The following is a 13,687-nucleotide window of genomic DNA, read 5'->3' as shown; positions in this document are numbered from 1 at the left end:
CGTAGTTCAGAATAATAAGAAACTGAAAGGCGTTTTCAATCTGTTGATGTAATATTGTCTTTTAAAACCCTTTTAAGCCTTGCAATGCTAACTGAACAGCAATAAACCACATAACACTACCAACAAATACGTTGATCAAGCGTTGTGAACGAGGTTTATTAAGTACAGGTGAAAACCATGCAGCTAATATAGCTAAAGCAAAAAACCATACAAAGGATGCCGTCAGTGCACCTGCGGTAAACCAAGGCCGTAGCTGGCTTTCTAGTTGGCCACCTACGCTACCTAACACAACAAAAGTATCTAAGTACACGTGTGGGTTTAACCATGTCACGGCAAACAAAGTTACAATTACTTTCCACCGAGTAATCACTCGGTTTTCAACTTGAAGAATTGTCTCATCTGGGCTCATTGCAATACGGAATGCACCATAGCCATACCACAAAAGAAACAATACCCCAGCCCAAGTTATCAATTGCATTAATATTTCTGACTGACTCAGTAATGCACTACCACCAAAAACACCAGCACTAATTAAAACGGCATCACTTAAAGAGCATAACAATGCACTCATTAAATGAAACTGCTTACGACTTCCCTGCTGTAAAACAAATGCATTTTGTGGCCCTAATGGCAATATCATTGCTGCACCCAATAATATCCCCTGAAAATAAATCGTAATCATGCATAAATTCCAAATAGTTATTCAATTTATATGCGGGATATTAGCGAGAAACAATTATTAGCGGAAATGATTTACTCTAATGGGTCATAAGTCAGACTTATGGCATTTAACTTAATTAAGCTAGATTTTCTGTCATAAATGCCAATGCCATATTGGTATATTAAAAACAAAAATGGAGCCAAATTGGCTCCATTTTTAAATATTAATGCAAATTACTCTGCTGATACTTTATTCGTTGCTGTATCTTGTTTGTATAAATGGACATCCATTTGTGGGAATGGAATACCAATTTGGTGCTTATCTAAGGCACGCTTGAATTCTTCTAGCAGATCCCAATACACTGGCCATGCATCCCCATTTGTCGTCCAAAAACGCACTACGTAATTTAATGAAGATGGCGCCATATCATGTAAACGTATCGTGACCCCTTTGCTGTGCTGAATACGTTCATCAGCCGCAACAATATCACCTAATACTTTTTTCACGGTATCAATATCAGAGTCATAAGCCACCCCGACAATGATATCTTGACGACGGTTAGGTTCACGTGAGGTGTTAATTATGTTATCAGCAATTATTTTGCCATTTGGAATAACAATAATGCGGTCATCAACTGTTTTTAGTGTAGTTGAGAATATTTGCACATTTTGCACCGTGCCTTCAACCGCACCTATAGTGACATACTCCCCCGCTTTTAATGGCCTAAATATTACCAGTAATACACCAGCAGCAAAGTTACCGAGTGAATTTTGTAATGCCAAACCAACCGCTAAACCTGCCGCACCCATTACCGCAATAACAGAAGCTGTCTGTACACCAATTTTGCCTAATACCGCGATTAAGGTAAACGCAACAATCGTATAGCGAACTATTGCAGATAAAAAGTCACTCACTGTAGCGTCAATGCCTTTCATCGTCATTACGCGATGCAAACCGCGCCCGACTGCTTTTGCTACCATCATACCGACTATGAGGATAACAATAGCTGACACGATGTTCACCACATACTGAACTAACAGATCTTGGTTTGCCACAAACCAATTCGTTGCATTATTCAACGCCCCTGTAACATCATCAGTATTCATATATATATGCCCTTTTGGATCTCATTATCAATATCAACCCTAGCCATTTAAGTTTCTAATAAAAAGTTTAATAGCTAGCTATACCCTGAAAATAATAGCGATAATTTATAGAAATACAAAACAAATCACTAAAAAAATTATTTTTTCCCATTTTCAATAACAAAAACACGGTAATCTTTTAACATTAAAAGAAAGTCATCGATACCGCAAAATGCAATACTTTCATTATCGTAATAACTCATTCCCTCTTCTAGGCCATCTGTTTCAAAGAATAATTGATTAGCTCGGATCATCACCTCTTCATCATCAAGTAACAGTGTATATTCATGACCAATAAGCTCCCACTGCTTTTCACTGCCTTTGACTTTTTTATAATTATCTTCGATAGCATCTAACAGACTAAGGTTATTTTTAACCTCTTCATTAAGCCAATATCCAATAGCCTCATGATCCATCGAGAATTTAGCGGAGATAGCTCCGGTGATATCTTGGAAAAATTGGTAGTCCATATGCAATACCTCTACTCTTTGCGTCATTATGACCAGTATAACGTGAGACAATCACGTTTGTTGAGAGGTATTACCTGCTCGCTGAAAGAAAATTCGATAAAACACCAATTTCAACACTATAATTTTTATATTCACTTAATATTAAATGACTAAAAAATGATAATAACCTCTGTTTAGATTATAGGAGTTCCAATGATCAACCGCTTAGACCATTTAGTCCTAACAACCACTCACCTTGATGCCTGCCTTGATTTCTACCAGCGTGTATTAAAGATGTCAGTGATGACCTTTGGTGAACAACGCTATGCCCTGCAATTCGGTCAGCAAAAAATAAATATTCATCAATATGGAAAGGAATTTGAGCCAAAAGCACATTTACCTGTTCCCGGCGCATTAGACCTGTGTTTTATTAGCGATATCCCCCTTGAACAGGTACAGGCACACATCGAACAACAAGGTGTAAAAATTGTAGAAGGGCCAGTGAAACGTACTGGTGCAGTGGGGCCAATTATGTCAATTTATTTACGCGACCCTGACTTAAACCTAATTGAAATTTCACAATACATTTAACTCAATATTCTGCAATAGAGACAAAAAAGGCCCCTAAATTAGGAGCCTTTACGGTTAATATAAAAAGTGGCTTAAACCGCTGTTTGGAAAATCACGCCATCCGCTTTTTCGGTATATTGTGATAATTGGTCAAAGTTCAAGTAACGGTATGTATCCGCTGCTGTTTCGTCGACTTTATCCATAAATTGCTGGTACTCTGCAGGCGTTGGTAAACGGCCTAACAATGAAGCAACTGCAGCAAGCTCAGCTGATGCAAGATACACATTCGCCCCTGTTCCTAAACGGTTAGGGAAGTTACGGGTTGATGTCGAAACAACCGTTGCCCCATCCGCCACACGCGCTTGGTTACCCATACACAGTGAACAGCCTGGAACTTCTATCCTTGCACCACTCTTACCAAACACACTGTAATAACCTTCTTCGGTTAATTGTGCTGCATCCATCTTAGTGGGTGGAGCAACCCATAAGCGGGTTGGTAACTGGCCTTTGTGAGAATCCAGTAATTTACCTGCTGCACGGAAGTGACCGATGTTTGTCATACAAGAACCGATAAACACTTCATCAATTTTCTCGTTTTGGACATCAGACAGTAAACGTGCATCATCAGGGTCATTTGGTGCACACAAAATTGGCTCTTTAATATCGTTTAAGTCAATTTCAATCACTGCTGCATATTCTGCATCTGCATCGCCTTCGAGCAGTTGCGGATCAGCTAACCAACTTTCCATACCTTTAATACGACGTTCGATAGTGCGGCGGTCGCCATAACCTTCAGCGATCATCCATTTCAATAAAACGATATTCGATTGCAAGTATTCAGTGATTGGCGCTTTATCTAATTTAATAGTACAACCCGCGGCTGAACGTTCTGCTGAAGCATCAGCTAATTCAAACGCTTGTTCAACTTTCAGTTCTGGCAAACCTTCGATTTCTAAAATACGACCTGAGAAAATATTTTTCTTACCTTTTTTCTCAACAGTCAGAAGGCCGTCTTTAATCGCATACAAAGGGATGGCATGAACAAGGTCACGTAATGTGATACCTGGTTGCATTTCACCTTTGAAACGAACTAAAACAGACTCAGGCATATCCAGAGGCATTACCCCTGTTGCCGCTGCGAACGCAACTAGCCCTGACCCTGCTGGGAATGAAATACCAATAGGGAAACGCGTATGTGAGTCACCACCTGTACCGACGGTATCAGGCAAGAGCATACGATTTAACCAAGAGTGGATAATACCGTCGCCCGGACGCAGAGAAACACCACCACGGTTCATGATGAAATCCGGTAATGTATGGTGCGTAGTAACGTCAACAGGTTTTGGATACGCCGCAGTGTGACAGAATGACTGCATCACTAAGTCAGCAGAAAAACCAAGGCAAGCTAAGTCTTTTAGCTCATCACGTGTCATTGGGCCTGTTGTATCCTGTGAACCTACTGACGTCATTTTTGGCTCACAATACTCACCTGGGCGGATACCCGGGCGACCACAAGCACGACCAACCATTTTCTGTGCCAATGAGAAACCACGGTTGCTTTGAGCTACAGATTTCGCATGACGGAATACATCAGTTGCTTCTAAACCTAATGATTCGCGAGCCTTGTTAGTTAAACCACGGCCAATAATCAATGGAATACGGCCACCGGCACGGACTTCATCAATTAAAACATCCGTTTTTAATTCAAATGTTTCAAGCAGCTCACCTGTTTCATGGTTGCGTACTTCACCTTTAAATGGATAGATATCAATAACATCACCCATATTTAGTTTAGACACATCCACTTCAATCGGTAACGCACCAGCATCTTCCATCGTATTGAAGAAGATTGGGGCAATTTTGCCGCCTAATACTACCCCACCACCACGTTTATTTGGCACAAATGGGATATCATCACCCATAAACCACAGCACGGAGTTAGTGGCTGATTTACGAGAAGAACCGGTACCGACTACGTCACCCACGTAAGCTAATGGAAAGCCTTTCTTATTTAGCGCGTCGATTTGCTTGATTGGGCCAACATTGCCCGCATCGTCTGGTTCAATACCATCGCGCGCATTTTTCAGCATGGCTAAAGCGTGTAGAGGGATATCAGGACGTGACCATGCATCCGGAGCTGGAGATAAGTCATCAGTATTCGTTTCGCCAGTGACTTTAAAAACAGTCACGGTCATTTTTTCTGCTAATGCAGGGCGCTGTTTGAACCACTCAGCATCAGCCCATGATTCAATAACTTGTTTCGCATGCGCATTTCCAGCTTTCGCTTTTTCTTCTACGTCGTAGAAGTTATCAAACATTAATAATGTATGGGAAAGGGCTTTCGCTGCGATAGGCGCTAATTTAGCATCATCAAGAGCTTCAATTAGTGCATGGATGTTATATCCGCCCTGCATGGTACCTAGTAATTCAATGGCTTTTTCAGGGGAGATAAGAGAAGAGGAAGTTTCGCCTTTAGCAATTGCGGCTAAAAATCCAGCTTTTACGTACGCTGCTTCATCAACACCAGGGGGGACGCGGTTGGTTAGCAGGTCTAACAAGAAATCTTCTTCACCTTTGGGTGGGTTTTTTAGTAACTCTACCAGTGCAGCTACTTGTGACGCATCTAATGGCTTAGGGACAATCCCTTGAGCGGCACGCTCGGCTACGTGCTTACGGTATTCTTCTAGCACGACGTTCTCCTCGCTTCTTTGTTATTTATATACCCGGCTGTCTGCACCTTATTGATAAAATTATCATCCGGTGCCAGGTCAGAGGAATTTGCTCGCATAATCTCAATGGCGGTAAAATTATGTCCAGCTTCGGGCTCTCAGCATAGCAGAATTTAAACGCAATGTTAATTCATTCACAAGAAAGTAACATTTATCTACTAACTTCATGCCTTAACACTTAATTACGGGTTATTTTTTAGCTTAAGAGATTATAAATCTTTATAAAAAGCTGAAAAAACCATACTTTTTATAATGCATTTCGCTGATTAAAGCACCCTCTTTTATGGCTTTTTCCTTTGGGTATCACAAATTATATTTATTATCGTAATTTTATTTACATTACTAATTGATAAGGTAAATCATTACGATTGGTTTTAATCTATTTAAAGGATTTTATTGATTTTATTAACCTTTTATTCCAAGTAAATTTCCGAAGCGGTCAATAAACTGGCACATGTGGTTGTTATCATCGATTAACATTGGCCCTCGATATAATTTTGCTCCTAACTGAGTGAAATGTTCACAGGCCAAATTAAAATTATCGACTTGCCAATAAAGCACAGTGCCTTTACTGCTTAATTTCTACTTCTGATGCTCCATTAAAAACCTTTGCGTTACCTTTATTTGGCATTTCAATTAAAGTCCTATTTCCTATTTGAATGCCTTTTTTATGTACAAGGATATTTTTGTGGGTCAATTAAAAATTTCCAGCTGAGCGATTTTTCAATCTCCGCAATGTTCTTTCTGAAGGTAATTAAATTATTTTCAATTAATATTTGTTTAGATTTTAATAAATAATTGAACTGAAACATGTGACTAGTTGTTTATATTCACAAAAACAAAAAAAAGCCAACATGTTTCCACATTGGCTTCAATTCGCTTTGGTGATAAACAGCATACTAGAGATACTGTTTATCAGTGCAGTTAAAGAAAATTATTTTTTCTTTTTCGCTTTAGCGTTTGGTAAATCAGTAATGCTACCTTCGTAAATTTCAGCAGCCATACCGATTGATTCGTACAGTGTTGGGTGCGCGTGGATAGTTAATGCTAAATCTTCGGCATCACAACCCATCTCAATTGCTAGGCCGATTTCACCCAGTAATTCACCACCGTTGACACCGACAACAGCACCACCAATAACACGGTTAGATTGCTTGTCGAAAATCAGTTTAGTCATACCTTCTGAACAATCAGATGCGATTGCACGGCCTGATGCTGCCCATGGGAAAGTCGCAACTTCATAGCTGATATTTTGCTCTTTCGCTTCTTTCTCAGTTAAACCAACCCATGCAACTTCTGGCTCAGTATAGGCAATAGAAGGAATAACTTTCGGGTCAAAGTAATGTTTCAGACCAGAGATAACCTCAGCGGCAACATGACCTTCATGCACACCTTTATGCGCTAACATTGGCTGACCAACGATATCACCGATAGCGAAAATATGTGGCACGTTAGTGCGCATTTGTTTATCCACATGGATAAAGCCACGATCATCAACTTCGACGCCTGCTTTGCCTGCATCCAAGTTTTTACCGTTAGGAACACGGCCGATAGCCACTAATACCGCATCATAACGTTGTGGTTCTGCGGAAGCTTTTTTACCTTCCATCGAAACGTAGATACCGTCTTCTTTCGCTTCAACTGCTGTTACTTTAGTTTCTAACAGTAGGTTGAATTTTTTACTGATTTGTTTGGTGAATACTTTAACCACATCTTTGTCAGCCGCTGGGATGACTTGGTCAAACATTTCAACCACATCGATTTGAGAACCCAGTGCATGATACACAGTCCCCATTTCTAAACCGATAATACCACCACCCATCACCAGCAGACGCTCAGGAACTTCAGTCAGTTCTAATGCATCTGTTGAATCCCAAATACGTGGGTCTTCATGTGGGATAAATGGTAATTGAATTGGACGGGAACCTGCAGCAATGATTGCGTTATCGAAATTGATAGTCGTACTACCATTTTCGCCTTCAACAACCAGAGTATTAGCGCCTGTAAATTTACCGAAGCCGTTAACCACGTTAACTTTACGGCCTTTAGCCATACCAGCTAGACCGCCAGTCAGCTGATTAATCACTTTTTCTTTCCATAAACGAACTTTGGAAATGTCAGTTTTTGGCTCACCAAAAACAATACCGTGCTCAGCTAAAGCTTTTGCTTCTTCGATCACTTTTGCAACATGCAATAAAGCTTTTGAAGGGATACAGCCAACGTTTAAACAAACCCCACCAAGCGTTGAATAACGTTCTACTAAAACAGTTTCTAAACCTAAGTCAGCGCAACGGAAAGCCGCAGAATAACCTGCAGGGCCTGCACCAAGCACAACGACTTGGGCTTTAATTTCAGTACTCATCATGACCTCTTTTTGTTTTGTCCAGCGGTACTGCTGAATAAACGATTTTCCACTGGAAAAGTACACACCGAGAGCAGTTTACAGAATTGTTAACACCCTGAAAAGGCTCATTTCGTGATGTAACTCCCAACCTTTCGTAGCAGCAGCAAAAAATTCTGTCTCAGCCTAAATAAAGCAGACCGGCCTATAAGCCGGTCTTATTATTTACATCACTAAGCGGCGAATATCGCTCATTAATTGCCCTACTAAGGTAATGAAGCGAGCTCCATCAGCGCCATCAATAACACGATGGTCAAAGGACAGTGACATAGGCAGGATCAGGCGAGGAACAAACTCACTACCATTCCAAACTGGTTTCATTGCAGAACGTGACAGCCCCATAATCGCAACTTCTGGTGCATTCACAATTGGTGCAAAGCCGGTTGTTCCGATACCACCAAGGCTAGAAATAGTGAAACATCCGCCTTGCATATCAGATGCAGTCAGTTTACCTGCACGTGCTTTCTTAGAAACTTCCATCAGTTCGCGAGATAACTCTAAAATGCCTTTTTTGTTAACGTCTTTAAAGACAGGAACAACTAAGCCATTTGGTGTATCAACTGCAATACCGATGTTGATGTATTTTTTCAGGAATAAACGCTGCGCATCTTCAGAAATCGAGCTATTAAAGCGTGGCATTTCTTCCAGTGCGCGAGCAACGGCTTTCATGACAAATACCAGTGGGGTAATTTTCACGCCAAGCTGTTTTTTCTCTGCTTCTTTATTTTGTTGCTTACGGAATTCTTCAACTTCTGTGGTATCTACTTCTTCCATTAGCGTAACATGCGGGATCATCACCCAGTTACGGCTCAGGTTAGCACCAGAGATTTTTTGAATACGGCCCAGTTCAACTTCTTCGACTTCACCGAATTTGCTGTAATCCACTTTTGGCCACGGCAACATGCCTGGTAAACCACCACCAGCTGCTGCTGGAGACTCTGCGCGTTTAACCGCATCTTTCACGTAAGCTTGAACGTCTTCACGCAGGATACGACCTTTACGACCTGTACCTTTTACTTTCGCTAAGTTAACACCAAATTCACGCGCTAAGCGACGAATAACTGGCGTTGCATGTACATATGCATCGTTTTCAACGAATTCATTTTTGCTATCAGCGGCTTTAGCTGGGGTAGCCGCCGCAGGAGCTGGCGTTGCTGCTTGAGCAGGTGCTGATGCTTGAGGTGCTGGTGCCGCAGCTGGCGCTGCACCCGCAACTTCAAAAGTCATAATCAGCGAGCCAGTTTTCACTTTGTCGCCAGTCGCAATTTTGATTTCTTTAACAGTTCCCGCAAATGGTGCAGGCACTTCCATTGATGCTTTGTCGCCTTCAACCGTAATGATTGATTGCTCAGCTTCAACGGTGTCACCCACTTTAACCATCACTTCGGTAACTTCAACTTCATCGCCACCAATATCTGGAACATTAACATCTTTAATTGCTGAAGCTGCTGGAGCAGCTGGTGCCGCCGTTTCAGAAGTTGGAGCTGCTGCTGGCGCTGCGCCTGCAACTTCAAAGACCATAATTAGCGAGCCAGTTTGTACTTTGTCGCCAGTCGAGATCTTGATTTCTTTAACAGTACCTGCAAATGGAGCAGGTACTTCCATCGAAGCTTTATCACCTTCAACAGTAATCAATGATTGCTCAGCTTCAACGGTGTCACCGACTTTTACCATGATTTCGGTAACTTCAACTTCATCACCACCGATATCTGGTACAGCAACGTCTTTTGACGCTGCTGCGCTTGGTGCTGCCGTTGGAGCCGCTGCAGGTGCTTCTGCTGGAGCAGGTGCTGCTGCACCCGCTTCTGCTTCAAACAGCATAATCAATTTACCGGTTGTGACTTTATCACCAACTGCAATTTTAATTTCTTTAACCACACCCGCTTGTGGAGATGGGACTTCCATAGAAGCTTTATCACCTTCAACGGTAATAAGCGATTGCTCAGCTTCTACTTTATCACCCACTTTAACCATCACTTCGGTGACTTCAACTTCATCAGCACCGATATCTGGCACTTTGATTTCAATAGACATTGATTTTTACCTCTTATGCCAAACGTGGGTTAACTTTATCTGGGTTGATGTTGTATTTTTTGATCGCTTCTTCAACGACCTTAACATCAATCTCACCACGTTTAGCTAATTCACCTAATGCTGCAACGATCACATAGCTAGTATCCACTTCAAAGTGGTGACGTAAGTTTTCACGGCTATCTGAACGACCGAAGCCATCTGTACCCAGAACACGGTAGTCACTTGCTGGTACATAAGTACGAACTTGTTCAGCAAACAGTTTCATGTAGTCAGTCGACGCTACTGCTGGTGCATCGTTCATCACTTGTGCGATATATGGAACACGTGGAGCTTCAGATGGGTGTAGCATATTCCAACGCTCACAGTCTTGGCCATCACGCGCCAATTCAGTAAATGAAGTCACGCTGTATACATCAGAGCCGATGCCATAATCTGCAGACAGAATATCCGCCGCTTCACGCACATGACGCATCATAGAACCTGAACCTAACAACTGAACTTTGCCTTTACTACCTTCAACTGAAGCCAGTTTATAGATACCTTTACGGATACCTTCTTCTACACCTTCTGGCATTGCAGGCATATGATAGTTTTCGTTCAGAGTTGTGATGTAGTAATACACGTTCTCTTGTTTTTCACCGTACATGCGCTCTAAACCGTTTTGCATGATCACAGCAACTTCATAAGCAAATGCTGGGTCATAAGAAATACAGTTAGGGATTGTCAGTGATTGAATATGGCTATGGCCATCTTCGTGTTGTAAACCTTCACCATTTAGCGTTGTACGACCTGAAGTACCACCAATCAAGAAGCCACGTGCTTGTTGGTCACCCGCTGCCCACATTAAGTCACCAATACGTTGGAAACCAAACATTGAGTAGTAGATATAGAATGGGATCATCGGCAAGTTGTTAGTGCTGTAAGATGTTGCAGCAGCTAACCAAGAAGAACCTGCACCCAATTCATTGATACCTTCTTGCAGGATTTGACCTTTCGAATCTTCTTTATAGTATGCGACTTGTTCTCTGTCTTGTGGTGTGTATTGCTGGCCTTTCGGGCTATAAATACCAATTTGACGGAATAGACCTTCCATACCAAAAGTACGCGCTTCATCAGCGATGATTGGCACTAAACGCTCTTTGATAGACTTGTTTTTCAACATAACGTTCAATGCACGAACGAAAGCGATCGTGGTCGAAATTTCTTTCGATTGTTCTTCTAATAATTGGCTGAAATCTTCCAGTGCAGGGATTTCCAGCTTCTCATCAAAAGTTGAACGACGAGCAGGTAAATAACCACCCAGCGCTTGACGGCGCTCGTGCAGATATTTGTATTCCTCTGAATCTTTTTCAAAAGTAACGTAAGGCAGTTTTTCGATTTGCTCATCAGCGACTGGAACATTGAATTGATCACGGAAATGACGAACGCCATCCATGTTCATTTTTTTCACTTGGTGCGCAATGTTTTTACCTTCTGCTGTTTCACCCATACCATAACCTTTAATGGTTTGAGCTAAGATAACAGTTGGTTTGCCTTTGGTTTCTTGTGCTTTTTTGAATGCTGCATACACTTTCTTCGGATCATGACCACCGCGGTTCAGTGCCCAAATCTCATCATCAGTCATATCTTTAACTAATGCAGCCGTTTCAGGGTAGCGGTTGAAGAAGTGCTCACGGACATATGCGCCATCACGTGATTTAAAGGTTTGGTAGTCACCGTCTAAGGTTTCGTTCATCAGTTGAACAAGTTTGCCACTCGTATCTTTACGCAGCAGTTCATCCCAACGGTCGCCCCACATCACTTTGATAACTTGCCAGCCAGCGCCACTAAAGACACCTTCTAATTCGTTAACAATTTTACCGTTACCTGTAACTGGGCCATCCAGACGTTGCAGGTTACAGTTAATAACGAAAACTAAGTTATCTAATTGATCACGTGTTGCAATAGTAATTGCACCTTTAGATTCTGGCTCATCCATCTCACCATCACCAAGGAATGCATACACACGCTGAGCGGATGTATCTTTCAGACCACGGTTGTTTAGGTATTTCAGGAATTTAGCTTGATAAATAGCATTAATTGGCCCCAGCCCCATTGATACGGTTGGGAACTGCCAGAAATCAGGCATTAATTTAGGGTGCGGGTAAGAAGACAGACCATTGCCGCCAATTTCTTGACGGAAATTGTTCATTTGCTCTTCAGTTAGACGACCTTCTAAGAAAGCACGTGCGTAGATCCCCGGAGAGATATGACCTTGGAAAAATACTAAGTCACCGCCATCATTGTTATTATGAGCGCGGAAGAAGTGGTTGAAGCATACTTCATATAAGGTTGCTGATGACTGGTAAGAAGCCATATGGCCACCCAGTTCTAAGTCTTTTTTAGAAGCCCGCAGAACAGTCATTACTGCGTTCCAGCGAATTGCCGAGCGAATACGGCGCTCTAAATCCATGTTACCAGGGTATGCCGGCTCATCTTCAACAGCAATTGTGTTGATGTAATCAGAACGACCAGATGCACCAGCGGCAATATTAACACCGCCTTTACGCGCTTCGCTTAATACCTGTTCGATAATAAACTGAGCACGATCAACACCTTCTTCACGGATGACCGATTCAATCGCCTGTAGCCAGTCGCGAGTTTCAATCGGATCCACGTCATTTTTTAGCATATCTGACATGGTGTATTCCTTATCTGTTATCTATTTTATATGGTTATATGGAGCCTATCTTCCTGCCATTTTCCCAATATGACTAAAAATAGCGGGAAGATAGGCCCTGATGTAGTTGCCGCTTTAACTCTCGTTTAGAGTATTCACAATAATATAGACGCAGCAGTCAGGATCTATATTATTAATTTAAATCAGGATGTTGCTGTAACCGACGTAAAGAACGTTCTCGTCTTGTCTGTTCACGGCTGATATCCAATAACAAATCTTCGATAAAAGCTAAATGACGATGAGAAGCTTCACGCGCTTTTTCTGGCTCTCTTGCCATTATAGCTGCAAAAATCTGGGCTCTATGTTCACTAACTGCTTTATACATTTCTTTACGGGTATATAAGAACTCAAAATTCTGACGAATATTTTGTTCTAGCATTGGGATCATGCAACGCAATAGGTGTAATAGCACAACATTATGGGCAGCTTCCGTCACAATTAATTGATATTGCAATACGGCATCTGACTCAGCTTCTAGGCCGCCATTTTCTTGTGCTGTCTTAATTAGTTCATAGCTTTGCCGAATTCGTTCAAGATCCTCTTCTGTGCCGCGAAGTGCAGCATAATAAGCTGCAATACCTTCGAGGGCATGGCGAGTTTCAAGCAGATCGAATTGAGATTCGGGATTACCTTCAAGTAGTTGGGCTAAAGGATCACTGAAGCTTTGCCACATTTTCTTTTGAACGAAAGTGCCGCCACCTTGGCGACGAGATAGAAGCCCTTTAGCTTCTAACGTTTGAATTGCTTCACGCACTGATGGCCTAGATACGTCGAATTGCTTGGCAAGTTCACGCTCAGGAGGCAGCTTTTCGCCGGGCCGTAGTGTCCCTTCGAAAATAAGATGTTCGAGTCGTTGCTCTATCACATCTGATAACTTTGGTTGGCGAATTTTACCGTAAGTCATAATCTGCCATATTCATTAGTGAGTAATTATTGATTAGGTATTACCCAGTGTTAATTGGTAATACCAATTTTCTTA

At 41.8% G+C, this 13,687-nt stretch carries 9 protein-coding genes; 1 reads left to right on the top strand and 8 read right to left on the bottom strand.

Going from position 1 to position 13,687, the window contains the following annotated elements:
- Positions 1-61: 61 nt before the first annotated feature.
- From argO to ABE954_RS07075, 3 genes are all read right to left on the bottom strand, one after another.
- A complete protein-coding gene (gene argO / locus ABE954_RS07085; RefSeq protein WP_042845070.1) occupies positions 62-682 on the bottom strand; it encodes an arginine exporter ArgO in 621 nt (206 codons plus the stop codon).
- Between the two features lie 212 nt (positions 683-894).
- Positions 895-1,767 carry a small-conductance mechanosensitive channel MscS gene (gene mscS, locus ABE954_RS07080; protein WP_048607929.1) on the bottom strand — a complete coding sequence of 291 codons (873 nt, stop codon included), beginning with the start codon at positions 1,765-1,767 and terminating at the stop codon, positions 895-897.
- Positions 1,768-1,904: 137 nt separating this feature from the next.
- Positions 1,905-2,276 (bottom strand): YacL family protein, encoded by a 372-nt coding sequence (locus ABE954_RS07075; protein ID WP_042845072.1) that lies wholly within the window; start codon positions 2,274-2,276, stop codon positions 1,905-1,907.
- Between the two features lie 192 nt (positions 2,277-2,468).
- On the opposite strand from ABE954_RS07075, the gene ABE954_RS07070 reads away from it, so the two are divergent.
- Positions 2,469-2,846 (top strand): VOC family protein, encoded by a 378-nt coding sequence (locus ABE954_RS07070; RefSeq protein WP_042845074.1) that lies wholly within the window; start codon positions 2,469-2,471, stop codon positions 2,844-2,846.
- A 71-nt stretch (positions 2,847-2,917) separates the two neighbouring features.
- On the opposite strand, the gene acnB is transcribed toward ABE954_RS07070, so the two are convergent.
- The 5 genes from acnB to pdhR all read right to left on the bottom strand — a co-directional run bounded on the left by acnB (position 2,918) and on the right by pdhR (position 13,612).
- Positions 2,918-5,515 carry a bifunctional aconitate hydratase 2/2-methylisocitrate dehydratase gene (gene acnB / locus ABE954_RS07065; protein ID WP_042845076.1) on the bottom strand — a complete coding sequence of 866 codons (2,598 nt, stop codon included), beginning with the start codon at positions 5,513-5,515 and terminating at the stop codon, positions 2,918-2,920.
- A 973-nt stretch (positions 5,516-6,488) separates the two neighbouring features.
- Complete coding sequence (lpdA, locus tag ABE954_RS07060; protein ID WP_094301215.1) at positions 6,489-7,916, bottom strand: dihydrolipoyl dehydrogenase; 1,428 nt, start codon at positions 7,914-7,916, stop codon at positions 6,489-6,491.
- Positions 7,917-8,120: 204 nt separating this feature from the next.
- Positions 8,121-9,989, bottom strand: a complete 1,869-nt coding sequence (aceF, locus tag ABE954_RS07055; protein ID WP_371025811.1) for a pyruvate dehydrogenase complex dihydrolipoyllysine-residue acetyltransferase — start codon at positions 9,987-9,989, stop codon at positions 8,121-8,123.
- Positions 9,990-10,002: 13 nt separating this feature from the next.
- Complete coding sequence (aceE, locus tag ABE954_RS07050; protein WP_042845081.1) at positions 10,003-12,669, bottom strand: pyruvate dehydrogenase (acetyl-transferring), homodimeric type; 2,667 nt, start codon at positions 12,667-12,669, stop codon at positions 10,003-10,005.
- A 172-nt stretch (positions 12,670-12,841) separates the two neighbouring features.
- On the bottom strand, positions 12,842-13,612 hold the full coding sequence (pdhR, locus tag ABE954_RS07045) for a pyruvate dehydrogenase complex transcriptional repressor PdhR (protein WP_042845083.1): 771 nt from the start codon (positions 13,610-13,612) through the stop codon (positions 12,842-12,844).
- Positions 13,613-13,687: the final 75 nt, after the last annotated feature.

The organism is Providencia sp. TYF-12 (assembly GCF_041344805.1).
GTDB lineage: Bacteria > Pseudomonadota > Gammaproteobacteria > Enterobacterales > Enterobacteriaceae > Providencia > Providencia huashanensis.
Note: the sequence above shows the minus strand (reverse complement) of the source record. Positions and strands in the feature narration are given on the sequence as shown.